This is a genomic window from Archangium sp., from assembly GCF_045802675.1.
In the GTDB taxonomy this organism is placed as follows: Bacteria; Myxococcota; Myxococcia; order Myxococcales; family Myxococcaceae; genus Archangium.
Genome location: NZ_JBJMQO010000108.1, coordinates 52904 through 76613, shown reverse-complemented (window position 1 = coordinate 76613; position 23710 = coordinate 52904). Strand labels below are relative to the sequence as shown.

24 protein-coding genes and 1 tRNA gene are annotated in these 23710 nt (G+C 69.1%); 18 read left to right on the top strand and 7 right to left on the bottom strand.

All coding sequences use genetic code 11. The features are described from left to right. The first annotated feature begins 105 nt into the window (after positions 1-105). Positions 106-534 (top strand): DUF533 domain-containing protein, encoded by a 429-nt coding sequence (locus tag ACJ8AN_RS30435; protein WP_407759023.1) that lies wholly within the window; start codon positions 106-108, stop codon positions 532-534. Here ACJ8AN_RS30435 and ACJ8AN_RS30430 read toward each other — a convergent pair. Together ACJ8AN_RS30430 and ACJ8AN_RS30425 are read right to left on the bottom strand one after the other, a co-directional pair. Continuing rightward, positions 515-1240: a Coq4 family protein gene (locus tag ACJ8AN_RS30430; RefSeq protein WP_407759022.1), complete on the bottom strand. Its 726-nt coding sequence runs from the start codon at positions 1238-1240 to the stop codon at positions 515-517. The two genes, ACJ8AN_RS30435 and ACJ8AN_RS30430, sit on opposite strands and share 20 nt — an antisense overlap. Positions 1241-1279: 39 nt before the next feature. Next, positions 1280-1948, bottom strand: a complete 669-nt coding sequence (locus tag ACJ8AN_RS30425; protein WP_407759021.1) for a TetR/AcrR family transcriptional regulator — start codon at positions 1946-1948, stop codon at positions 1280-1282. A gap of 292 nt (positions 1949-2240) precedes the next feature. On the opposite strand from ACJ8AN_RS30425, the gene ACJ8AN_RS30420 reads away from it, so the two are divergent. Next, positions 2241-2314, top strand: a tRNA-Arg gene (locus ACJ8AN_RS30420). A gap of 66 nt (positions 2315-2380) precedes the next feature. On the opposite strand, the gene ACJ8AN_RS30415 is transcribed toward ACJ8AN_RS30420, so the two are convergent. The 4 genes from ACJ8AN_RS30415 to ACJ8AN_RS30400 form a co-directional block, all read right to left on the bottom strand. Further along, positions 2381-3904: a serine/threonine protein kinase gene (locus ACJ8AN_RS30415; protein ID WP_407759020.1), complete on the bottom strand. Its 1524-nt coding sequence runs from the start codon at positions 3902-3904 to the stop codon at positions 2381-2383. Then, on the bottom strand, positions 3901-4845 hold the full coding sequence (locus ACJ8AN_RS30410) for a hypothetical protein (RefSeq protein WP_407759019.1): 945 nt from the start codon (positions 4843-4845) through the stop codon (positions 3901-3903). Before ACJ8AN_RS30410 ends, ACJ8AN_RS30415 begins: the two co-directional genes overlap by 4 nt. Before the next feature lie 15 nt (positions 4846-4860). After that, positions 4861-6348 carry a serine/threonine protein kinase gene (locus ACJ8AN_RS30405; RefSeq protein ID WP_407759018.1) on the bottom strand — a complete coding sequence of 496 codons (1488 nt, stop codon included), beginning with the start codon at positions 6346-6348 and terminating at the stop codon, positions 4861-4863. A 107-nt stretch (positions 6349-6455) separates the two neighbouring features. Beyond that, complete coding sequence (locus ACJ8AN_RS30400; protein ID WP_407759017.1) at positions 6456-7106, bottom strand: B3/4 domain-containing protein; 651 nt, start codon at positions 7104-7106, stop codon at positions 6456-6458. Positions 7107-7323: 217 nt separating this feature from the next. Between ACJ8AN_RS30400 and ACJ8AN_RS30395 the strand changes: the two genes are divergently transcribed. The 6 genes from ACJ8AN_RS30395 (at position 7324) to manA (ending at position 13128) form a co-directional block, all read left to right on the top strand. Continuing rightward, positions 7324-7446 carry a hypothetical protein gene (locus tag ACJ8AN_RS30395; protein ID WP_407759016.1) on the top strand — a complete coding sequence of 41 codons (123 nt, stop codon included), beginning with the start codon at positions 7324-7326 and terminating at the stop codon, positions 7444-7446. Between the two features lie 100 nt (positions 7447-7546). Continuing rightward, complete coding sequence (locus ACJ8AN_RS30390) at positions 7547-8290, top strand: lysophospholipid acyltransferase family protein (protein WP_407759015.1); 744 nt, start codon at positions 7547-7549, stop codon at positions 8288-8290. Positions 8291-8302: 12 nt separating this feature from the next. Further along, positions 8303-9577, top strand: a complete 1275-nt coding sequence (locus ACJ8AN_RS30385) for a CCA tRNA nucleotidyltransferase (RefSeq protein ID WP_407759014.1) — start codon at positions 8303-8305, stop codon at positions 9575-9577. A gap of 138 nt (positions 9578-9715) precedes the next feature. After that, complete coding sequence (mnmA, locus tag ACJ8AN_RS30380; protein ID WP_407759013.1) at positions 9716-10762, top strand: tRNA 2-thiouridine(34) synthase MnmA; 1047 nt, start codon at positions 9716-9718, stop codon at positions 10760-10762. Positions 10763-10887: 125 nt separating this feature from the next. Then, complete coding sequence (locus ACJ8AN_RS30375; protein ID WP_407759012.1) at positions 10888-11826, top strand: SPOR domain-containing protein; 939 nt, start codon at positions 10888-10890, stop codon at positions 11824-11826. 102 nt (positions 11827-11928) lie between these two features. Then, positions 11929-13128 carry a mannose-6-phosphate isomerase, class I gene (gene manA / locus ACJ8AN_RS30370; RefSeq protein WP_407759011.1) on the top strand — a complete coding sequence of 400 codons (1200 nt, stop codon included), beginning with the start codon at positions 11929-11931 and terminating at the stop codon, positions 13126-13128. Positions 13129-13144: 16 nt separating this feature from the next. Here manA and ACJ8AN_RS30365 read toward each other — a convergent pair whose 3' ends face one another. After that, entirely contained in the window at positions 13145-13756 is a 612-nt protein-coding gene (locus tag ACJ8AN_RS30365; RefSeq protein ID WP_407759010.1) for a hypothetical protein, read from the bottom strand. Positions 13757-13850: 94 nt separating this feature from the next. Between ACJ8AN_RS30365 and ACJ8AN_RS30360 the strand changes: the two genes are divergently transcribed. The 10 genes from ACJ8AN_RS30360 to ACJ8AN_RS30315 all read left to right on the top strand — a co-directional run bounded on the left by ACJ8AN_RS30360 (position 13851) and on the right by ACJ8AN_RS30315 (position 23705). Beyond that, positions 13851-14039 carry a ribbon-helix-helix domain-containing protein gene (locus tag ACJ8AN_RS30360; protein WP_407759009.1) on the top strand — a complete coding sequence of 63 codons (189 nt, stop codon included), beginning with the start codon at positions 13851-13853 and terminating at the stop codon, positions 14037-14039. Between the two features lie 14 nt (positions 14040-14053). Then, positions 14054-15013 (top strand): UDP-glucuronic acid decarboxylase family protein, encoded by a 960-nt coding sequence (locus tag ACJ8AN_RS30355; RefSeq protein ID WP_407759037.1) that lies wholly within the window; start codon positions 14054-14056, stop codon positions 15011-15013. 61 nt (positions 15014-15074) lie between these two features. Then, positions 15075-16001, top strand: a complete 927-nt coding sequence (locus tag ACJ8AN_RS30350) for an SDR family oxidoreductase (RefSeq protein WP_407759008.1) — start codon at positions 15075-15077, stop codon at positions 15999-16001. Between the two features lie 138 nt (positions 16002-16139). Continuing rightward, positions 16140-17951, top strand: a complete 1812-nt coding sequence (gene lepA, locus ACJ8AN_RS30345) for a translation elongation factor 4 (protein ID WP_407759007.1) — start codon at positions 16140-16142, stop codon at positions 17949-17951. Between the two features lie 3 nt (positions 17952-17954). Next, positions 17955-19205 carry a signal peptidase I gene (lepB, locus tag ACJ8AN_RS30340; RefSeq protein ID WP_407759006.1) on the top strand — a complete coding sequence of 417 codons (1251 nt, stop codon included), beginning with the start codon at positions 17955-17957 and terminating at the stop codon, positions 19203-19205. 53 nt (positions 19206-19258) lie between these two features. After that, positions 19259-19678 (top strand): hypothetical protein, encoded by a 420-nt coding sequence (locus ACJ8AN_RS30335; RefSeq protein ID WP_407759005.1) that lies wholly within the window; start codon positions 19259-19261, stop codon positions 19676-19678. A 15-nt stretch (positions 19679-19693) separates the two neighbouring features. Continuing rightward, a complete protein-coding gene (locus ACJ8AN_RS30330; RefSeq protein ID WP_407759004.1) occupies positions 19694-20587 on the top strand; it encodes an aspartate carbamoyltransferase catalytic subunit in 894 nt (297 codons plus the stop codon). Further along, entirely contained in the window at positions 20584-21888 is a 1305-nt protein-coding gene (locus ACJ8AN_RS30325) for a dihydroorotase (protein WP_407759003.1), read from the top strand. Before ACJ8AN_RS30330 ends, ACJ8AN_RS30325 begins: the two co-directional genes overlap by 4 nt. Further along, on the top strand, positions 21888-23006 hold the full coding sequence (gene carA / locus ACJ8AN_RS30320; protein WP_407759002.1) for a glutamine-hydrolyzing carbamoyl-phosphate synthase small subunit: 1119 nt from the start codon (positions 21888-21890) through the stop codon (positions 23004-23006). The genes ACJ8AN_RS30325 and carA overlap by 1 nt, the downstream gene beginning before the upstream one ends. 15 nt (positions 23007-23021) lie before the next feature. Continuing rightward, the gene (locus ACJ8AN_RS30315; protein WP_407759001.1) at positions 23022-23705 is read left to right on the top strand and encodes a hypothetical protein; all 684 of its coding nucleotides are present in this window, start codon (positions 23022-23024) and stop codon (positions 23703-23705) included. Positions 23706-23710: the final 5 nt, after the last annotated feature.

Sequence of the window (23710 nt, the reverse complement as noted above, 5' to 3'; positions counted from 1 at the left end):
TCACGCGTCTCGAGGTGGACGGCGGGACCGCCAAGGTGCAGCTCCGCGTTCACTTCCTCGTCGGCGCCGACTATCCTGCCGCGCTCCGCTCACCCAGGAGACGACATGACGCCCGAGATTCCCCAGGAACAGCTGATGGCCTTCGTCCAGGCCATGGCCAACGTGGTGGCGAGTGACGGCCGCATCACCGAGGAGGAGCGCCAGCACCTCGACAACGTGGTGGCCGGCATCGGCCTGTCGCCCCGCGACAAGGAGGTCTCCGCGCTCATCGAGCAGGAATTCCAGAAGCCTGGCCGCCTCACCGATATCGTTGGCAAGATCCAGAACCGCGAGCTGCGCGCGGCCCTCGTGCGCATGCTCGTCGAGGTGGCGTGCGCCGACGGCGAGATCGCGGACGAGGAGCGCGCGGCGGTGAAGGCGGCCGCCACCACCTTCGGTTTCGACGTGTCGGTCGTCAACGAGCTCATCGACTGGGCGCTCGCCTCGATCAAGCTCGAGCAGCGCGAGCGCGAGATCATGGCGAAACTGCTCTAGCCGGCTCGCCCCGTGGGCTCATCCGCTCCACGGGGGCGCACAGCCGCGCGCTCAGCGTGGCCACGGGCGTCTCCCAGTGGTGCTCGAACCAGAAGTCGAGGAACAGCGGGGACGCGCGGCCCCGCTGGTACGCGGCCCACACCCGCCGCAGGTACTCGGACCGCTCGACGCCGGACTGCGGCGCCTTGAATTGTCCGAGCGTGCCGAACGCCAGGATGAGCTTCGCGGTGTGGATCCCCAGGTTGCCCAGGACGTATGCCTGCAGCTCCATCTCGCCCACCACGTCCGTGCCGTAGCCCGTCAGCAGGTGCAACAGGTCGTGCGTCTCGCGGTAGCGCTTGCCGATGAAGTCGACGTCGTTCTTGAGCTCGAGCGTCGTCTCGAAGGGCGAGATCTTGTTGTCGCGGTAGTAACGCGCGTACTCACGGCCGAGCGTTCCCTCGGGCAGGCGCTCGAGCGCACCCAGATCCAGGGCCCTGGCCTCGAGGGAAGGGCGCTCGGACAGCATGCGGCGCCCCTCCTCGGTGCGCTGGAGTCGCTGGACGAGCGATGCGTAGACGTTGAGGTCCAGGCAGATGTTGATCGTCTGGCCGTAGGTGGGATTCCCCTCGTTGCCCCTGATCACTTTCAGGAGCCGGGTCGCCACGCGCAGGCGGGTGAACAGGGAGGGGTTGTCGGGCAGGGTCAGCAGCTGGGGATCGATCATGGGAGGGGGGCTTCCATGCTTCGGGGTGGGGGAGGGGTGTCACCGGCGGGCGGTGACGGGGGCCAGCCAGACTCCAACGAGTGCGTCGACCAGTCCGTCCGCGGTGGCCGTCCACGTCGAGCGTGGCTTCGCGGTGCCCTCGTGCAGCGCGCGTTCCCGCTCGGCGCACAGGTGCACGAGCATCAACCGGCTCATGTAACTCCGCTCCTGCCGTACCTCCTCGGGGAGACGCGGGACCAGCCGGAACATGCCTTCGACGGTCTGCTGCATCGACCGTGAGGAGAACGACTCGTTGACCACGAGCTCTCGATAGGAGGGATGGGTCGTCACCTGGGCGATGAATCGCGCGTACCAGGTGGGGCTGCCCAACGAGGCGAGGTACTCGGTGATGGGCCGCACGAGGCAGGACACCCAGTCGCGCAGGTCGGGCGAGCCGGTGATCTCCGCGAGCATGTCGGTCCGCCGCCGCTCGACCGACTCGGAGTGCCGGCGCACGATCGCCAGCACGAGATCATTCTTGGTGCCGAAGTGGTAGCCGACCGCGAAGTTGTTCGACTGGCCCGCCGCCTCGCTCACCTGGCGGTTGGAGACCGCCTCCACGCCGTGCTCGGCGAACAGCCGCTCCGCGGCGACGAGGATCAGCTCGCGGGTCTCGCTGCCCCGGTCGGATCTGCCCGGACGCCCCTGCTTGCTGTCGTCGGCACTCATCACGGCCTCCGGGGGGGTGGCTCGTCCTTGAGCCCACGCGAAAAGAATTAAGTCGAGCGACTGACAAAGTCAACTGACTTAAATCTGCGCTTGGTGGGGCGGTCGCTTGAGCAGCAGGTGTACTCGGGCTCGTGCTCTGGCCATTTCGGGCAGCCTGGTTCTTTGTCAGGTAGGCGTCAGGGTCGCCCTCGAGGAGTGCCAGCTCGACGAGCGTTTCCCCACGTCAGCCCCGTGGGCTTTTCGCCGTCGTTGCATCCATCGGGTCGGCTGCTATAAACCCCGACGCACTCACGGTCCCGTAGCTCAGTTGGATAGAGCGGCGGTTTCCTAAACCGCAGGCCACTGGTTCGATTCCAGTCGGGGCCGCTCGCCTCGCCTCCGTTTCCCTCGGAGGCGGGGCTTTTTCATGTCCGCGGGCGTTCGGCCGTCCGCTCAGCGCGCCACGTCCAACCTGCGAGCCTCGGCGTCGAAGGTCCATCTCGTGTCGGCGTTCTTCGGGTCACCCACCGTGATCAGGAAGCGGCGAGAGGTGGCCCGAACCAGAGCGGTGAAATCGAAGTCCGGATCTCCCTCGATGTGGGTCTCGTTCGTGCTGGTGCTCTTCGGCGTCTGCCCCTCTTCGTCGCTGACATGGAGCCACGTCATCCGGGGGCAGCGCTTGCGGGCTCCCTTCTCCTCACAGTAGCCCTCCAGGAGGAGTTCCCGCCGCGGGCCCCTGGCGACACCGAGGGACACCCGCTCGAGCCTGAAGGTCAGGACCGGCCTGGACACGGACTCGAGCTCCACCCGCTCATCCACCTCGAGGTGGATCGGGAAGCCTGTCTCCTCGCCGGACGGCTCCTGGGGCTCGCTGGTTTGTACGCCGAGGCCCCCGTTGAGCCCAGGTTGAGGCGTGGGCTCGGGTGGAGGGGTGGCCACGGCGGGCAGAGCCGGCGTGGGCGGCTCGCTCACTCGCGCGGGCCGGGGAAGGAGCGCCCAGAGGGCCATGGCCAGGAGCGGCAGGAGGAGCAGTGCCCGGGGCCAGCGCTTCACCTCCCGCTCCTCGCGCGCGGCCGGAGACTCAAGCCCGGCGGCCGGAGGCTCGGGTTCCTCGAGCTGGTCGAGCGCTCGCAGTGCTTCGCGTGCGGTCGTGAAGCGCCGGGCCGCGTCGGTCTCGACGAGCCGGCCGATGAAGCGCCGGAAGCCTTCGCTCACATCCAGGCGCCGGTCGGGGACCAGACCCTTGCCCTCCTGGAGGAATTCCCACGGGGGCTGCCGCGTCAGCAGATGGAGGAGCGTCGCGCCCACCGCATGCAGGTCACTCCACTCGGTGACGTGCCCCGCGAGCTGCTCGAGCGGCGCGTAGCCGTAGGTGCCCGTCATCGTCGCCCCGCGGGCTTCACCCGTGGCCAGCTCGCGTGCCGAGCCGAGATCCACCAGGAAGAGCGCGCCATCCGGCCGCACGATGAGGTTCGCGGGTTTGATGTCGCGGTGGATGATTTTCGGGACGTGGGCGTGCAGCTGCACCAGCACCGAGAGGAGCTTGCGCGCGAGGTCCCGGGCCTCCGCCTCGGAGTAGCGGTGCACCGCGAGCCGTGCGAGCAACGACTCGCCCTCGATGAACTCCTGCGCCAGGTAGAGCCGCGTCTGCGTGCCCGTGCCCTCCTGGAAGCTCTCGAGCAGCCGCGGCACGCGGGGGTGCGACAGCCGGGTGAGCACCTTCGCCTCGCGCTCGAAGGCCTGGAGACGATGGGCCTCCGGTGCCGAGAGCAGCACGAGCTCCTTGAGCGCGACCCGCTGCCCGCGCGCGTCCTCGGCCAGGTAGAGGCGCCCGAGCTCGCCCTGGGCAATCACCCGCAGAACCCGGTAGCCGCGCACGAGCGCCGCGGCACCGCAGGCGTCACAGCGTGGCCCGGTGAGCAGGGCCTCACAGGCGATACACCGGTGAGCGCCGGCACTGGAAGAGGAGGAGGTCATCGTGGCGAGGGGAGCTGGATCGGCAGCCGGTCGGGAACCGGTCCGGCCTCGCGTGGAGGAATGGTGGGCTCCGGAACCTCCGCATCGAGGAGGACCTGCTGCTCGAAGTGAGCGGGCGGGTAGTCCTTCTCCTTGCGCACTCCGCAGGCGAGCGACTTCTTCGTCCACTGCGGCTGCACGAACGCGAACTCGAGCGAATTCCCTTCAGGGTGCGCGCGCAGGACCCGTACCGGCAGGGCGGTGTCACACGTGGTGTACTCGTTGAACCCGATGAGGACCATCGAGCGATCCGGGCAGGTCAAGAAGCCCACGGACTTGTAGCCGAAGGCATACTCGTCCAACGGCTTGGGCCGCGGGTCCGGGGGCTTGCTGCTCTTGATGCAGATCATCCCGGGTTCACACTTCACGGGCTTTGTCGGCAGCACCTCGGTACCCTCGGGGTGCCGTGCCCGCTGGTACTCCTCCCAGAGCGCGATCTGGCGCTCCACATCCCAGCTCTCGACGTAGCGGACCGTGCCGTGCCTCGTGACGATCTCCGTCTCGATCTCCTTCGGGTAGAGCTTCTTTCCGGGGTCCACGAGTCCACTCGGGAGGAGCTTGCGGCGGAACGAGAAGCAGGGCTTGCCCACCTTGAGCAGCTCGAACTTCAGCTCGTAGGAGCGGAACGCCTCGGGCTGCGGGTGGGTGGGCGGATCCCAGACGACCTCGCTGTGCAGGAAGGTCCCGTCGTAGTAGCGGCAGATGCCGTCCACGTAGAGCGTCCCGCGCACGCCCTGGGGGGGCGCGCACTGATCGAACTCGGCGAGGGCCTGCGCCCAGCAGTTGTCGGAGCGCTCGAGCCAGGGGCAGGCCGGGGACGGGACGCGGTGGGATTCCACGGACACCTGGGCGAGGCCCGTCGTCCCGAGGAGCCAGACCGTGAGCAGGGGGAGCCATCGCATCGTGGGTCGCATGGTTCACTGCTCCCGGGTGGCGTGCTGGGTCGCCAGATCGATGCGGTAGACCGCGTCGGGCGCCTGCACCAGGCCGAGTCGCACCGTGAAAGAGCCCTGCGCATGGGAGATCTCCCGCGTCACCTCCTGCACCTGCGAGCTGAGCGGCAGGACCACCTTCTCCTCCAGCTTCGGGTCGATGAGCGTCCCCTCATCGTCCACCAGCCGGAAGAAGGGCGCCCACTGGCAGAGCTGCGTGGGGCTGCGGTTGGTGAAGACCAGCTCGAAGCGCAGCTTCGGCAGGAGCTCCTGCGGGTGACGTGCGACGGAGACGCGGGTGACGCGCAGGTCCGTGTCCTTGAAGCAGCCCCCGAGCGAATTCAGCCGGGCCACCACCTCGGGATTGAAGGGCTCGACGAGGACCTCCACGCCGCGGGGCGGGGGAGGGGGAGGTGCCGCGGCGGGGACGGGGACTTCCTTGATTACCTCGACGATGCGGGGCGGCGGCTGGGGCGGGGGCGGCGTGGGCCACAGCAGCGCCGCGAGCAACACCGCCGAGAGTCCCATCGAGCCCAGTGCGAGCGGCTTCCAGAACCGGGCCGGAGCCGGCTCGGCGGGCTGCTCGCCGCGACGGAGGGCCTCGAGCGCGCGCAGGGCCTCGGCCGCCGTGGGGAAGCGGTCCGCGGGACTCGGTGCGAGCAGCCGCTGGAGGAAGGCGCTGAAGCCAGGAGAGGCGTCGAGCTTCTCGCCCACCTCGAGCTGAAGCCCCTTGCCGCGCAGGAGCTCCGACGGGGAGCGGCGTGACAGGAGGTGGAGGAGCGTCGCGCCCACGGCGTAGAGATCGCTGGACTCCGAGACCGTGCCGCCGAGCTGCTCGGGCGCCATGTAGCCGAAGGTCCCCACGAGCGTGGAGTTGACCGTCCCGCCCCGGTTCACGTCGCGGGCGGTGCCGAAGTCGACGAGGCAGATCGAGCCATCCGGGCGCACCAGGAGGTTGGCGGGCTTGAGGTCCCGGTGGAGGACGCGCGGGGACAGTCCGTGCAGGTACACCAGGATCTCCAGCACCTGCGCGCCCACGGCGATCACCTCGCCTTCGGTGAAACGGTGGGTCTGGAGCTGCTTGAGCAGCGAGGGTCCCTCGATGAACTCCTGGGCGAGGTAGAGCCGGGTTTGCGGTCCCGTGCCCTCGGTGAAGCTGGCGAGGAAGCGCGGGATGCGGGGATGCGACAGCTGCGCGAGCAGCTCGCCCTCGCGGCGGAAGGCCTCGAGCCGCTGGGTATCGGGGGCCAGCCGGAAGACGAGCTCCTTGAGTGCCACCCGGGACCCCTCGGGCCCCTCCGCGAGATAGACGCGGGAGTGCATGGACATGGCGATGCGGCTCAGGACGCGGAAGCCACCCGGTGCCACCGGGCTTCCACAGCCCTCACACCGCTCGGCGGTCACGGCATTGCCACAGACGGCACACGTGCCCTCGCGCGGAGCACCAGACGAGGCCTTTGACTCGGGAAGCATGGAGGCCAGATCCTATAGCGCTCTCCACGCCCCCGGCAGCAGTGGCACACTCACGCCGCGTCCGTCTCGATCGCACGGACCGGAAAGAAGCCCGTGCCCGTCCGGGCTCAGGCCGCCTGGAAGGGCAGGGCGACGCTCAGCTCCTTCTTCGGCTCCAGCAGGCCGGTGCGGATCGTCCCACCGCAGTACTGCTGGATCTTCTTGCCGATGAGCTCGGTCAGTCCCACCAGGTCCTCGGTCTTCACCAGCGCCGAGGGCGCCTCCACGAAGAGCGCGATGTCGCGCGAGGCCGCCTCCACCTTGGCCTGATCGCAGTCGCGGAAGTTCCACCGCCGCGTGAGCACCTTGGCGTCATCCGCGTAGACCACCTCGCCCGCGTCCGTCTTCTCCTCCTCGGTCGCGCCAATGGCCTTGAACGGCTCGTTTCCCGGCGACAGCCGCAGCACGACGTCTCCCTGCACCCCGCGCACGTCATACCCGCCGACCGGCAGCAGGTAGAACAGCTCCGCCAGCAGGTACGCGTTCACCGCCTTGCTGATCCACGGCACCGGCGAGCCCTTCACCACCCGGCGCAGCAGCGCCTCGGCGCTCGGCTTGAACTTCTTCGGGTTCACCTTGAACGCCTGATACGCCTCGCGCCACGCGCGGATGCGCGCATCCTCTCCGAGCTTCTCCTCGTCCGGCACCCGGCTCCGGAAGTCCGCCTCCGCCGCGCGCAACTCCGCGACGAGCCCCTCACTCTCACCCACATTGTCCATCCCCTGGATCGTCACGAAACTGATCCGTAGGTCCGGGAAGCGCCGCGCCATCTCTTCGGAAACTCGCAAGTGCATCGGGTCCCTCGGTGCCTGGAGGCGGCCGCTCGTAGCATTTGCGGGATTGCCTGTCTCGCCCGTTTCAACTACAAAAATGGGGGAAAGCGGCAATCTCGGAAAGACGCTTCTTGTCCAGCTCACCGGCTCGGGCGAGGCCCAGATGGCCCAGGCCAACGCGCACCGCTTGAGCCAGTACGTCAGCGCGGCGGGGCTGGTGGACAACAACGAGGGCGCGCGCGCCGTCCCCGCGCTCACCGAGATTCTCCAACAAGGGTCCATCTGACGCGGTGAGGGCCCGTAGCGGGGCCTCGAGCCCATGGCGGGCCGCTCGCCGGGCTTATGGACGGGACACCTCCGCCTGTGCGATCTGCTGATCGCCCGCCATGAAATACGTCGTCACCGTCTGGTTCTGGCTCGTGTTCCTGCTCACCGCTCCGGTGCTCTTCGCGCTGGGCCTGGTGCTGTTCCTCGTCGCGTACCCGGTGGATCCGGACCGGCGGTGGCTGCACTCGCTGGTGTGCCGCTGGTGCTACGGGCTGTGGCTCCATCTGTCGCCGGGCTGGCGCACGCGCATCGAGGGCCGGGAGCTGTTGCCCAAGGGCCCCTGTGTCCTGGTGGCCAATCACCAGTCCGCCGTGGACATCCTGGCCGCCATGGGCCTGTTCCACCCGTACAAGTTCGTGGCCAAGTCGTCCCTGTTCTCCATCCCCATCGTGGGGTGGATGATGAGCCTGCTGGGCTACGTGCGCGTCACGCGCGGCACGTTCTCGTCCATGCTCCAGATGTTGGATCCGTGCCGCTACTGGCTGCGCCGGGGCATGCCGGTGTTCATCTTCCCCGAGGGCACCTACTCGCAAGGCGAGCTGCTGCGCTTCAAGCGGGGGGCCTTCCAGCTGGCGCTCGAGGAGCACGTGCCGGTGGTGCCCGTGGTCATCGAGGGCACGCCGCAGCTGTTGGACGGCGATGGCATGTGGATGAGCCCGCGCGCCGACATCCGGGTGCGCGTGCTCCCGCCGCTGCCGCCCGAGTCCTTCGCCCAGGAGCCGGCGGCGCTCGCGGACCAGGTGCGGGCGCTGTACGTGGACGTGCTGTCACGTTCCCCTGAAACGAAAGCGGCGTTGGGCTAGCGTCTCGTCCCGATGACGACGCCCGCCCGCCTGATCGACGCCGACGTCCCGCGCCCCGTCCTGGAGGTGATCGCCCGCCTCCGGGAGCTCGGCCATGCCGTGTTCCTCGTCGGAGGCTGTGTCCGCGACACGCTCCGGGGCGTGCACCCCAAGGACTTCGACGTGGCCACCAGCGCGCTCCCCGAGGAGGTCCAGCGCGCCTTCCGCAAGGTCATCCCCACCGGCATCCAGCATGGCACCGTCACCGTGCTCTCGGGGAACACCCACGTCGAGGTCACCACCTTCCGCAGCGAGGGCGACTACCACGACGGCCGCCGCCCCAGCGCCGTCACCTTCGAGCGGGACATCGTCAAGGACCTCTCGCGCCGCGACTTCACCATCAACGCCATGGCGTGGAATCCGCTCACCCATGAGCTGGTGGACCCGTTCGGCGGCCAGCAGGACCTCGAGGCCCGCATCATCCGCTGCGTGGGCTCGGCCCTCGAGCGCTTCTCCGAGGACGGTCTGCGTCCCATGCGCGCCGTGCGCTTCGCCGCGGTGCTCGACTTCACGCTCGACCCGGCCACCCAGGCCGCCATCCCCGCCACGCTCCCCGTGTTCCGCAAGGTGGCCCACGAGCGCGTCCGCGAGGAGTTCGTCAAGCTGCTGCTCTCCAAGCGCGAAGTTTTCGGACTCGAGCTCCTCGCCGACACCGGGCTGCTCGAGGTGTTCCTGCCCGAGCTCGCCCGCGCCGAGCCCGAGGCCGCGCGTCTGGCCCGGGCCGCCGCCGCCGCCGAGCCCGTCGATGTGGAGATCCGTCTCGCGGCCCTGCTGGCCGACCTCGTCACCCCCCAGCTGGCCGAGGAGATCGGCGTCCGGCTCAAGTTCCCCACGAAGACGATCGAGCGCGTCAAACTGCTCATCACCCACGCCAGGCTCGAGCAGCACGTCGGGGATTCGGATCCCGCCCTCCGCCGGCTGCTCGCGAAGGTGGGGCTCGGCAATGTCGAGGCGCTCACCGAAGTGGCCCGTGCCCGCGTCCAGGCCCGGGAGCCCGCGCGCCTACCCGAGGTGGATGCCCTGATCGGCCGGCTACGCGCCCTGGCCGCCACGAAGCCTCCGCTGAGCGGCAAGGACCTGGCGCTCAATGGCGGGGCCATCATGGCCGCGCTCGGGGTCGGCCCCTCGCCCATCGTGGGAGAGGCCACGCGCTTCCTCGTCGAGCAGGTGCTCGATGATCCTTCGCTCAACGAGGCGGAGAAGCTGAAGGACGTGCTGAAGCGCTGGCAGCAGGCCCGGGGGTCCTGAGCCCTCGGGGGACAACCCGGGGAGCGCTGTACCCTCACCCCGTCCCTCTCCCGGGGGGCGAGGGGATTTGTCCGGAGTGGCGTCCTCTTGCGTCTGTGGTGTCGCACCCGGACCGCCCGGCGTGTAGATAGGGGCGTTATGCGAGTCGTCGTTGCCATGAGCGGTGGGGTGGATTCCTCGGCCGCCGCCGCCCTCCTCAAGGAGCAGGGTCACGAGGTCATCGGTATCACCCTCCGGGTCTGGTCCTACGAGGGCAAGGCCCAGTGCGGCAGTTGCTGCAGCCCCGATGACATCGACGACGCCCGAGCCGTCGCCCAGACGCTCGGCATTCCCTTCTACGTCGCCAACGCCGAGGAGATCTTCAAGGACCGGGTCATCAACCCCTTCGTCCAGTCGTATCTCGGCGGCCGCACGCCCATCCCCTGTGTGGCCTGCAACCGCGACGTGAAGTTCAACTTCCTCCTCAAGCGTGCCCGCGCCCTCGGGGCCCGGCTCGCCACCGGCCACTACGCCCAGGTCGAGCAGCGGGACGGCAGGTACGTCCTCCGCCGCGCCGTCGATCCGGCCAAGGACCAGAGCTACTTCCTCTTCACGCTCGGGCAGGAGGAGCTCGCCGACGTGCTCTTCCCCGTGGGCGGCATGACCAAGCCCGAGGTCCGCGCCGTCGCCGAGCGCCACGCCCTCCCCACCAGCCACAAGCCGGAGAGCATGGAGATCTGCTTCGTGCCCGATGGTGACTACGCGGGCTTCGTGGAGAAGGTCGCCGGCCCCCAGCCCGCCGGGGAGATCGTCGACACCGAGGGCCAGGTGCTCGGCACGCACGCCGGGGTGCACCGCTTCACCGTGGGTCAGCGCCGCGGGCTGAACCTCGGGGGAGGGGAGGCGCGCTACGTGCAGCGCATCGAGCCCGAGACCCGCCGTGTCGTCGTGGGCCCCGCGGACGAGACCGCGCGGGACTCCTTCGGCCTGCTCCAGCCGCACTGGGTGGAGGGGGTGCCGCCCTCGGACAAGACGGTGATGGTGCGCATCCGCCACCGCCACCCGGGGGCCGCCGGCCGCGTCGAGGTGTCCGCGCATGGGCTCGTGTCCATCCGGCTCGATGCTCCGGCCCGCGCCGTGACGCCGGGCCAGGCCGCGGTCGTCTACGACGGCGATCGCGTGCTCGGCGGCGGATGGATCGTTTGAGCGTGCGCGCACTGAATTTGACCGGCCTGTAGGCGGGGCGTACCTTCCGACGCACCTCGACGCTACAGGCCGCGACACTCGTGTGGCCGCGCCGGGGCGCCGTACACCCGAGGAACACCACTGCCATGCGCGATGCCCATCGGATGAAGGAGAAGCTCGACGTCTCTCTCGACAACAGGCAGATCGTCAGCCTGTTGATCGCGGGGATCATCGTGATGGGGGCCGTGTTCGTGCTCGGCGTGGTGGTGGGCAAGAAGCTCGCCGGCAACGCCCAGACCGCCTCCGCGCCGGACCTGCTGTCCGCGCTGGACGCCAACGCCCAGGCCCTGCAGCAGGCCCGCGAGACCGAGCCGCCGCTCACCTTCCAGGACGAGCTCACCAAGAAGACCGTCTCCGACCACGTGCCCTCCAAGCCGGGCACCGTGACGGTCGCCATTCCTCCGCCGGCGCCCAAGCCGAAGCCGGCCGAGCCGCCCGCGGCCACCGAGCCCAAGCCCTCCGAGGCTCCCGCGCAGGCCGAGGCCGCCGAGCACCCGGTCACGCCGTCGCCCACGGATGACGACTACGCGCCCGCTCCGGCCGCCCACACCGCCACGGCCAAGGCCCCGGAGCCGAAGGCCGCCGAGCCCAAGCCCGCCGAGCCCAAGCCCGCGACCGCCAAGGCCGCCGAGCCCAGGCCCGCCGAGACGAAGGTGGCCGAGAGCAAGCCCGCTCCCCATCCGGGCAAGGTGGAGCCCGCTCCGGTGCCTACCCGCACCACCACGCCGCAGGGCGGGCTGAAGGACGCCATCGCCCGGGCCACGCAGAAGCCCACCGAGGCGGTGCCCGGCGGTGCCTTCACCCTGCAGATCTCCGCCTTCCAGAACCGTCCCGAGGCCGAGCGTTTCGCCGCGAAGCTGCGCGACCGGGGCTACGCGCCGTACATCGTCTCCGTCGAGATTCCCCAGAAGGGCACCTGGTACCGGGTGCGCATGGGGAGCTTCGCCTCGAAGGATGCCGCGGCGCGCTATCTGGCCGACTTCAAGCGCGAGACGCAGATCGACGCCTTCGTCGCCGGGAACTGATCCGGCCGGGGCAGGGCGGACCGGGAGGCGAGCCCTCCCTCCCGGGCAGGACCCCCGGTGCATGGTGGGCGGGCAGCTGGAATGTTATGGGGGCGCCTCGTCATGGATCTCCTCGACAACGTCATCCAGCCGTACGCCTGGGGTTCTCGCACCGCGCTCGCCGAGCTGCTCGGCCAGCCTTCTCCCTCCGCTGCCTCGCAGGCCGAGCTGTGGTTGGGGGCCCACCCGGGTGGCCCGTCGCGGGTGCGCCGGGGCTCGGGCGTGCAGACGCTGCTCGAGGCCATCCGCTCCTCGCCCGAGCGGGAACTGGGTGAGACGGTGGCCCGCCGGTTCGGCACGGAGCTGCCGTTCCTCCTCAAGGTGCTCGCGGCGGAGACTCCGCTCTCGCTGCAGACGCACCCGAGCCTCGCCCAGGCCCGCGATGGGTATGCGAGGGAGAACGCGCTCGGCGTGCCGCTCGGCGCCCCCCATCGCAACTACAAGGACGCCAACCACAAGCCCGAGCTCATCTGCGCGCTGACGCCCTTCGACGCGCTGTGCGGCTTCCGCCGCGCCGATGAGACGCTCGCGCTCCTGGACTCGCTCGGCGTGGCCGCCCTGGAGCCGCTGCTCGCCCCGCTGCGTGCATCGCCCGACGCCCAGGGCGTGGCCCGCCTCTTCGAGTCCCTGATGACGCTCCCCCGGGAGCAGCGCGGGCCCGTGGTGGACGCGGTGGTCTCGGCTTGCGCGGCGCGGGAGGAGCGGGGCGGCCGTTTCGCCGCGGAGCTGCGCTGGGGCCTGCGGCTCGGTGAGCTCTACCCGGGCGACCCGGGCGTCATCGGCGCGCTGTTGCTCAACCTCGTGCGGCTGCAGCCGGGCGAGGCCATCTACCTGCCCGCGGGCAACCTCCACGCGTACCTGAAGGGCGTGGGCGTGGAGATCATGGCCAACTCGGACAACGTGCTGCGGGGCGGGTGCACGCCCAAGCACGTGGACGTCCCGGAGCTGCTGCGCGTGCTGGATTTCCGCTGTGGCCCCATCGGCGTGGTGCGGCCCAGCTCCGCGGATGACGTGGAGCACGTCTACGCGACGCCCACGGAGGAGTTCCGCCTCTCGCGCATCCAGCTCAACCCCCGCGTTTCCCTGAGCCCGCGGCGGAGGGGGCCGGAGATCCTCCTGTGCACCGAGGGCGCCGCGAAGCTGTCCATCGGCCGCCAGGTGCTCGAGCTTCCCCGGGGCGCGTCGGTGTTCGTGAGCGCGGCGGACGGGGTCTACACGCTCGAGGGTGACGGCGTCGTCTTCCGCGCCACCGCCGGCGTCTGAGGCCTGGCTCCCGGCTTCACTCGGCCGGGGCGCCGCGGCTCCACTTGTCGACGTTGCCGTCGCCGTCCAGGTCCTCGCCGATGCGATCCACCTGGTCGTTCTCCCAGTACTCCCAGTAGTCCACGCGGCCGTCGCCGTTGGAGTCGCGCTCCTTCCGGACCAGCTTGCCCTTCTCGTAGAAGGCCCACTGGTCCGTCTTGCCGTCGCTGTTCAGGTCGCGCTCGCGCCGGACGTTGATGCCCTTCTCGTAGAAGTAGACGGAGTCCACCTTCCCGTCGAAGTCGAGGTCCATCGCCTGGCGCTCGAGCTCCTCGTGGGCGTCGTAGTACGAGGTGAGGTCCACCCGGCCATCCCAGTTGAGGTCCTGCTCCTTGCGGACCATCCGCTGGCGGGGCTGGCCGTCCGCGCCGGGCGCCTCCACCGTGTAGACCCACACGTCCGGCTTGTCGTCGCCGTTGGTGTCCTTGTCCGACACCTTCTCGTTCGACGCCGGGGTGGGGCGGATGGGGGCGGGTGCCACCTTGTCCGGGGCCGGGGCCGCCTCCGCCTTCCTCGCCGATTTGTCGGCTGAGCACCCACACAGACCCACCAGCGCGAGCCCTCTCAGCCACTGGCTCATCGAGCGCATCACGACTCCTGGGGCCGTTTCTGGCGACCGTTTCACCGGTCCCGAAAACAGGACTTCAAGGGACATGTAAGTCCATATATTTTCACATATCGCCATGGCCCGAAAGAAGATCAGCACGACCATCTACATCACGCCCGAGCAAAACGATCTGCTCAAGGCGTTGAACCAGAAGACGAAGGTCCCCGTGGCCGAGTACATCCGGCAGGGGATCGATCTCGTGCTGGAGAAGTACAAGTCGCAGTTGCCGGGACAGGCCACCTTCGACGAACTGGGTTCCAAGTGACGACAACGAAGAGCATGAAGGGCCAGCGGGTGGTGGTGTTGGGGGGGTCGGGCTTCCTCGGTTCGCACCTGTGCGAGCGCGTGCTGAACGACGGCGCGGCCGGAGTGGTGTCGGTGGACAACTACGTCACCGGCAACGAGGAGAACGTGGCGCACCTGCGCGGCCGTCCGGGCTTCGAGGTGGTGCGCCAGGACATCACCGAGGGGCTCTCGGTGGATGGGCCTGTGGACTACGTCTTCAACATGGCCTCGCCGGCCTCGCCCATCGACTACGCGAAGCTGCCGCTGGAGACGATGCGGGTGGGCTCGGTGGGCACGGAGAACGGGCTGAAGCTGGCCCAGGCCAAGGGGGCGGTGTTCCTCATGGCCTCCACGTCGGAAATCTACGGCGACCCGCTGGTGCACCCGCAGCGCGAGGAGTACTGGGGCAACGTGAACTCCATCGGTCCGCGCGCCTGCTACGACGAGGCCAAGCGCTACGCCGAGGCGCTCACCATGGTGTACGCGCGCTCGTACGGGGTGAAGACGCGCATCGTCCGTATCTTCAACACCTACGGCCCGCGCATGCGGCTCAACGATGGGCGCGTGGTGCCCGCCTTCGTGGGCCAGGCCCTGCGCGGCGAGGACTTCACCGTCTTCGGCGAGGGCACGCAGACGCGCTCCTTCTGCTACGTGCGCGACCTGGTGGACGGCCTGGTGCGGCTGGCCCTGTCGGACGTGACCGAGCCGGTGAACATTGGAAATCCCCGCGAGATGACGATGCTCCAGTTCGCCGAGGCGGTGCGCGCCGCGGCGGGTGGGGGAGGGCGCATCGTTCACAAGCCGCTGCCCAAGGACGACCCCAAGCAGCGCCAGCCGGACATCACCCGGGCCCGGACGCTGCTCGGGTGGGAGCCGCGAGTACCCCTGGAAGAGGGACTGCGGGAGACAATTGCCTGGTTCCGTTCGGTTGCCGCCCGGGGAGCCACCCCCTAACTTCTCGCGGCACGTTACGAGCTTCTTCTAGTAGCCACCTGGAGGTGGCAGGAGCATCACGTTGAAAGTTCTGGTGACTGGTGGGGCGGGCTTCATCGGCTCGCACGTGTGCGACGCCTTCGTGCGCGCGGGGCACGAGGTGATCGCCCTCGACAATCTGTCGAGTGGGAAGAAGGAGAACCTGGACCCGAAGGTCCGCCTGGTGGTGGCCGACATCCGCGGCCCCGAGGCCGCGCAGCTCATCCGCTCGGAGCGTCCGCAGGTGATGTGTCACCTGGCCGCCCAGATGGACGTGCGCCGCAGCGTGGAGGATCCGCGCTTCGACGCGGAGGCCAACATCCTCGGCTTCCTCAACCTGCTGGAGGCCGCGCGCCAGGCGGGTGTGCAGAAGGTGGTGTTCAGCTCGACCGGTGGGGCCATCTACGGCGAGCAGGACGTCTTCCCGGCGCCCGAGTCCCACGCCACTCGCCCGGTGTCGCCCTACGGCGTCTCCAAGGCGTCCGGTGAGCTGTACCTCGGCTACTACCAGGCCCAGTACGGGATGAAGTCGGTGGCCCTGCGGTACGCCAATGTGTATGGCCCGCGGCAGAACCCGCACGGCGAGGCCGGCGTGGTGTCCATCTTCTGCCAGCGCCTGCTCGGCGGCCGCGAGTGCACCATCTACGGCGAGGGCAAGCAGACGCGCGACTTCGTCTACGTGGAGGACGTGGCCCGGGCCAACCTGCTGGCGGTGGAGAAGGACGTGTCGGGGCCCATCAACATCGGCACCGGCGTGGAGACGGACATCAACCGGCTCTACAGCTTGCTGGCCCAGGCGGCGGGGGTGAACACGCCGGCGGCCCATGCCCCTGGCAGGCCGGGCGAGCAGCTGCGCTCCTGCGTGGACAACGCCCTGGCGCGCCGGGTGCTCGGCTGGCAGCCCTCCGTGGAGCTCCCCGAGGGGCTTCGCCGCACGGTGTCGTTCTTCCGCGAGCACACCGGCCGCTAGCCGTTCCGGCCTCCCTCCAGGGTGGGTGGCGCGTTCTGCCGCCCACCCGGTTGCATACAGGGCGCGCGGACGCATGGATTTTGGTGGGGTTCGGTGTTACTCAAGCCGGCTTCGACGTAGCCCGAGGCCCCCCTAACCATGCCGGCCGACAACGCTCACATCCGAAACTTCTCGATCATCGCCCACATCGACCATGGGAAGTCCACCCTGGCCGATCGCCTGCTCGGTGCCACTGGTACGGTGACCAAGCGCGAGGCGCAGGACCAGTTCCTCGACAACATGGAGCTGGAGCGCGAGCGCGGCATCACCATCAAGGCCCAGTCCGTGCGGATGAACTACACCGCCAACGACGGCCAGAAGTACGTCCTCAACCTCATCGACACCCCGGGACACGTGGACTTCGCCTACGAGGTGAGCCGCTCGCTCGCCGCGTGCGAGGGGGCCCTCCTGGTGGTGGACGCCTCCCAGGGCGTCGAGGCCCAGACGCTCGCCAACGTCTACATGGCCCTGGATCACGACCTGGAGATCATCCCGGTCATCAACAAGATCGACCTGCCGAGCGCCGATGTGGCTCGCACGCGCCAGGAGATCGAGGACGTGATCGGCATCGACGCCTCCGTCGCCGTGCCGGCCTCCGCCAAGGAGGGCATCGGCATCAAGGAGATCCTGGAGGCGGTGGTGAAGAACGTGCCGCCGCCCTCGGGTGATCCGGCGGCCCCGCTCCGGGCCCTCATCTTCGACAGCTGGTACGACAACTACCGCGGCGTCGTGACGCTGGTGCGCGTGCTCGAGGGCACGCTCAAGCTCAAGCAGAAGATCAAGCTGTGGAGCAACAACAAGGCCTTCGAGGTGCAGGAGCTGGGCGTCTTCAGCCCGTTCTCCCGCCCGGTGCAGCAGCTCATCGCCGGCGAGGTGGGCGTGCTGGTGGCCAACGTGAAGGAGCTCCAGGACGCCAAAGTGGGTGACACCGTGACGGAGGAGCTGCGTCCCACGGACGCGCCCTTCCCGGGCTTCAAGGAAGTGAAGCCCATGGTGTTCTCCGGCATCTTCCCGGTGGACTCCGAGCAGTACGAGGGCCTGCGCGACGCGCTCGGCAAGCTCAAGCTCAACGACGCGGCCTTCACCTACGAGCCCGAGTCCTCCACGGCGCTCGGCTTCGGCTTCCGCTGCGGCTACCTGGGCCTGCTCCACATGGAGATCGTCCAGGAGCGGCTGGAGCGCGAGTACAACCTGTCGCTCATCACCACGGCGCCCTCGGTGGTCTACCGCATCACCGATTCGCAGGGCGGGGTGATGCTGGTGGACAACCCGGCCAAGCTGCCGCCGGTGCAGAAGATCGCCAAGTTCGAGGAGCCCGTCCTCACCTGCCACATCCACGTGCCCAACGACTACCTGGGCGCGGTGCTCAAGCTGTGCCAGGACCGGCGCGGCGTGCAGAAGGACCTGAAGTACCTGGGCAGCAGCGGCACGCGCATCCAGGTGACGTACGAGATGCCCCTGGCCGAGGTCGTCTTCGACTTCTTCGACAAGCTCAAGAGCGTCACGCGCGGCTACGCCAGCCTCGACTACGAGCTGGCCGGCTACGTGGAGTCGGACCTGGTGCGCCTGGACATCCTCATCAACGGCGACCCGGTGGACGCGCTCAGCGTCATCGTCCACAAGGAGCGCGCGTACCAGCGCGGCCGCGAGGTGTGCCAGAAGCTCAAGGAAGTGATTCCCAGGCAGATGTACGAGGTGGCCATCCAGGGCGCCATCGGCGCGAAGATCATCTCGCGCGAGACGATCTCCGCCATCCGCAAGAACGTGCTCGCCAAGTGCTACGGCGGTGACATCAGCCGCAAGCGCAAGCTCCTCGAGAAGCAGAAGGAGGGCAAGAAGCGCATGAAGCAGGTGGGCTCGGTGGAGATCCCGCAGGAGGCCTTCCTCGCGGTGCTGAAGACGGAGGAATAGGCCATGTCCACCACCAGCGTGACGAGCACGAACCCCACCGAGGGACTCGAGGCCAGCATGGCCGCCCGCCGGACGCCGGAGCAGCTCAAGGCCAGCCGCGCGCTCTTGTGGCGCGAGCTGCTCACCAGCCTGTGGGCGCCCCTGGTCATCATCGGCCTGGCATTCATCCCCTACCTCATGCTGATCGAGTTCGTGCCGCCCGCGTCCGCGTGGGCCCAGCCGCTGATGCAGTACCTGTCGCTGGCGATGCTCATCTACTTCGTGGGGCTGGTGGGCGGGCGGCTGGTGTTCCCCCAGCAGCAGCGGCTTCGCCACCTGCGTCACGAGGCGCGCGAGCTCATCTCCGAGATTCAGCGCATCCACAAGCGCGTGCCGGGGAAGATCTCCACCGAGGTGTCCACCAAGCTCGCCGAGCAGGCGGTGAAGGTGGAGTCCGCCTCGCTGGCCTCCGACGCCGAGGGGCTGGAGAAGGAGACGAAGGCGCTCGACACGCAGGCCACCCAGCTGCTGGGAGGCTTCCGCAAGCAGGGCACCTGGGACTTCTTCTCCGGCTTCATGAAGGCGCTGGCCATCGCGGTCATCATCCGCGTCTTCATCATCGAGCCGTACCGCATCCCCTCCGGCTCCATGCTGCCCACGCTGGAGATTGGCGATCAGGTCTTCATCAACAAGTTCATCTACGGGGTGCGGCTGCCCTTCACCAACTACGTGCCGTTCGTGATCGTCCGGCCTCCGGCGCGCGGGGACGTCATCGTCTTCAACAACCCCGTGCAGCAGGAGCTGGACTTCATCAAGCGCGTGGTGGGCGTGCCCGGTGACAAGGTGGAGCTGGTCGACGGCGAGGTCGTCATCAACGGCGTGCCGCAGCCGCGCACGCTCGAGAAGGAAGACCTGGTCGTCTACAACAAGCCGGACCGCACCCCCTGGTACCCGGAGCACGTGCGGCTCTACCAGGAGAACCTCGACGGCAAGGTGCACGCCGTGCTGCAGGAGGGGCCGAGCGCCCGCGCCGAGCACGAGGGCCCCTACCTCGTTCCCCCGGGCCACGTCTTCGTCATGGGCGACAACCGGGAGAACAGCCTCGACAGCCGCTACGGCCTGGGCGCGGGCAGGGGCGTGGCGTTCGTGCCCTACGGCAACATCAAGGGCAAGGCCATGGTCGTCTGGATGGCGCTCGGCTACGGGGGTTGGTTCAGCAACCTCTTCGAGGGCACCGGGCTGCGCACCGATCGCCTCTTCGAGCCCGTTCGCTGAAACCCTCCCGAATGCTTGACGCCCCGCGTATGCCGCTGCTACGCGGGGGTCCCATGCGTCATCCCTCTGGGAAGGTCAGCTTTGGCGGTCTGGTCCTCCTGCTTCTCGTCGCGGGGGTCGTCTACCTGGGCGTGATGCTCGCTCCCGTCTACGTCGACAACTTCGACGTGAAGGAGGCGGCCACCATCGCGTTCAACCGGATTCAGCAGGGGCTCGATGATGACGGGATTCGTGCCCTCATCCTCGAGCGCACCGGCCGGGTGGGCAACCACTGGGAGCGGGATCAGTTCGACCGGGACATCCTCGTGCCCGGGCTGGGGCTGACGGAGGAGCAGATCCACATCGAGCGCAGCGGCGTCACCGCGCACGTCCGCATCCAGGTGGACTACTCGCGGCGGGTGCGCCTCAAGCCGTCGAACATGGTGCGCACGGTGAACTTCCACGTGGTGAAGGAAGGCATTCCCGGGCAGTAGCGCCCAGGGGAGCGTATGAGACATCTGCTGGGAATCGAGGGCCTGCGGCGCGCGGACATCGAAGCGCTGCTCGACCGGGCCGAGTCGCACCTGCACGGTGGACCGGACGCCTCGCACGTGCTGCGGGGCAAGGTGGTGGCCAACCTCTTCTTCGAGGACTCCACCCGCACCCGGACCTCCTTCGAGATGGCGGCGCATGCGCTCGGAGCCGAGGTGCTCAACTGGACGATGGCGGGCTCCTCCGTTTCCAAGGGCGAGACGTTGCTGGACACGGTGCGCAACATCGAGGCCACGGGCCCGGTGGCGCTCATCCTCCGGCACCGCTCCTCGGGCGCGCCCCACCTGGTGGCCCGGCACGTGCGCTGCGCGGTCATCAACGCCGGGGACGGCACCCACGAGCACCCCTCGCAGGCGCTGCTGGACGCCTTCACCCTGCGCCGCCGCTGGGGCAGCCTGGAGGGGCGCACGGTGCTCATCGTCGGCGACATCTTCCACAGCCGCGTGGCCCGCTCCAACCTGCACTGCCTCACCGCGCTCGGCGCGAAGGTGGTGCTGTGCGGCCCGCCCACGCTGCTGCCCCCGGGCCTCGAGTCCTTCGGCGCCGAGCTCTCCACCAGCCTGGACGCGGTGCTGCCCCGGGCGGATGCCGTCATGTGCCTGCGCGTGCAGACGGAGCGGCAGGGTGAGAACTTCTTCCCCTCGGCGCGGGAGTTCTCCCGCATGTACGGCCTCAACGCCGCGCGGGCCGAGCGGCTCAAGCCGGAGGCGCTGGTGATGCACCCCGGTCCCATGAACCGCGGGGTGGAGATCGCCCCGGCCGTGGCCGATGGGCCCCGCAGCGTCATCCTCGAGCAGGTGGCGCACGGGGTGGCCGTCCGCCGCGCCATCCTGGAGGAGGTGTGCCGGTGAGCGCCTCGACGATTCTCTTCCGCCGCGGGCGTGTCATCGACCCGCGCAATGGCGTGGACGGCGTGCGCGACGTGCTGGTGCGCGAGGGCCGCGTGGCCGAGGTGTCCGAGGCGCCCCTGCAGGTGGCGGACGCGCGGGTGGTGGAGGCCTCGGGCAGGCTGGTGCTGCCGGGCTTCATCGACCTGCACGTGCACCTGCGCGAGCCGGGCGAGGAGGGCAAGGAAACCATTCTCACCGGCTGCATGTCGGCGGTGGCGGGTGGCTTCACCGCGGTGGTGGCCATGCCCAACACCAAGCCCGTCAACGACAGCGTGCTCGTCACCGAGTACGTGAAGGCCAAGGCCCGCGAGGCGCGCCTGTGCCACGTGTACCCGGCGGGCGCCATCACCAAGGGCCTGCAGGGCGAGGAGATGGCCGAGATGGGGGCGCTCGTCTCGGCTGGCTGCATCTGCATCACGGATGACGGCCGCCCGGTGATGAACGCCGGCCTCATGCGCCGCGCCCTCCAGTACGCCCAGCTCTTCAACCTCCCCGTCATGGTGCACGAGGAGGACCTGACGCTCTCGGGCAAGGGGGTGATGAACGAGGGCCGCACCTCCACGCGCCTGGGCCTCATCGGCATTCCGCCCTCGGCCGAGGTGGCCATGGTGGCGCGCGACATGGTGCTGCTCGAGGAGACGAAGGGCCGGCTGCATGTCGCCCATGTGTCCTGCGAGGGCAGCGTGCGCCTCATCCGCGAGGCCAGGCGCCGCGGTCTGAACGTCACCGCCGAGGCCACGCCGCACCACTTCACGCTGGATGACGAGGCCGTGGGCGCCTACGACACCCATGCCCGCATGAATCCGCCCCTGCGCACCCGCCGCGATATCGAAGCCGTGCGCGAGGGCCTCGCCGACGGCACCATCGACGCCATCGCCACGGACCACGCGCCCCACGGCGTGCTGGAGAAGCAGGTGGAGTTCGACAAGGCGTGGAACGGCGTGGTGGGCCTGGAGACGGCGTTCAGCCTCACCCTGGCCACGGTGCGCGAGGGCGCGCTGAGCCTCCAGCGGGCGGTCGCCCTGCTGACGGACGGGCCGGCGAAGGCATTCGGGCTGCCGGGCGGCCATCTGGCCCCTGGTGCCCCGGCGGACATCACTGTCGTAGAGCCGGACGTGGAGTGGACGGTGGACTCGGCGCGGTTCTTCTCCCGCAGCCGGAATACCCCCTTCCATGGCCGGCGCTTGCCGGGCCGGGTCGCCCAGACGTGGGTCGGCGGACGGCTCGTCTTCGAGGACGGTCACATCAAGGAGTCCAGGTGATGAAGAGGGCAGTGCTGGCATTGGCGGATGGCACCACCTTCGAGGGGCGCGCGCTCGGCGCGTCCGGCGAGACGGTGGGCGAGGTCGTTTTCAATACGTCGATGACGGGCTACCAGGAGATCCTCACGGATCCCTCCTACGTCGGGCAGATCGTCACCATGGCGTACCCCGAGATGGGCAACGTGGGCGCCAACCCTGGCGATCAGGAGTCGGTGAAGCCGCACGCCGTGGGCATGGTGGTGCGCAACTCGTCCTCGCAGCACTCCAACTGGCGCGCCGCCGAGACGCTCGACGCCTACCTCGCGCGCCACAACATCGTCGGCATCGAGGGCATCGACACCCGGCGCCTGGTGCGTCACGTGCGCACGCACGGCGCGCAGATGGGCGTCATCTCCACCGAGGGCCATACGGCGGCCGCCCTCGTGGAGCGCGCCCGCACGGCCCGTGGCATGGAGGGCCTGGACCTCGCCACCGGCGTGTCCACCGCGCAGCCCTACCTCTTCACCGAGCCGACTCCGAACCTGCTCAATGAGGACGCTCGCCCCGCGCCGCAGCCGCGCTTCGACGTGGTGGCGTACGACTACGGCCTCAAGCGCTCCATGCTCCACTTCCTGGTGGACGTGGGCTGCCGCGTGAAGGTGGTGCCCGCCGGCACGTCCGCCGAGGCCGTGCTCGCCGAGAAGCCCCACGGCATCTTCCTCGCCAACGGCCCGGGAGACCCCGCGGCCGTGAAGGGCGCGGACAAGGTGGTGGCCACGCTGCTCGGCAAGGTGCCCGTGTTCGGCATCTGCCTGGGGCATCAGATCATGGCCCTGGCCCTGGGTGGCCGGACGTACAAGATGAAGTTCGGCCACCGGGGCGCCAACCAGCCGGTCAAGGACCTGACCACCGGCAAGGTGGAGATCACCTCGCAGAACCACGGCTTCGCGGTGGATGATGCGAGCGTGAAGGGCAAGGCCGTGGTGAGCCACATCAACCTCAACGACGGCACCGTGGAGGGCCTGGTCGTCCCCGACGCCCGTGCCTTCAGCGTGCAGTACCACCCGGAAGCCTCGCCCGGTCCGCATGACGCCCGCTATCTGTTCTCGCGCTTCGCGAAGCTGATGGCCGGAGAGTAAGGATTTCGCAGCCCCATGGACTCCCCCCTTTCGCCGCTGTCGTACCAGCCTTTTCTCGATCAGCTCATCGCCTTCGGGAGCCAGGAGTCGCGCAAGCCGGACCTGCTGGATGCCAAGGCGGAGTACCTCCGCCTCACCGGCGAGGTCTTCGAGGACGACAAGATCTTCGAGCTGCGGATGGCGTCCTTCCTGGACTACTACCTGTATGACCGCGTCTCGCCGATCTCCAAGCTGACGCCGGCGGCGGAGCTGTACCAGCTGCGGCTGCAGAGCGCCTCGCCCGAGGAGGCCAACGCCTTCCGTTGCTTCACGGAGACGGTCCACGGCCTCTTCGAGGTGCGCAAGCTGGGCAAGGGCCTGGTGCGTCTGCGCGAGCTGTTCTCGGGCAAGGACTTCGACGTCACCGAGCGCCGCACCGTGGCGGGCCTGGAGACGGGGGACGTGATCGAGGCCCGGCTCATTCCGTTCGCCGGGCACCTGCTGTTCTCCACGGCCTTCTGCTTCCATCCGCGCGTGGCCTTGAAGTCCATCAAGGCCGAGGTGAAGCGGCGCAAGAAGAAGGAGCCGGATCGTCCGCCGGTGGAGCTCGTCTGGGAGTGCGCCCGGCGCGCCGTGAAGGTCGAGCGCTACAAGCAGATCTCCATCGAGCGCATCTACGACTTCTCGCAGACGACGCCCTGGCTCGCCTCGGCGAGCTAGAGCAG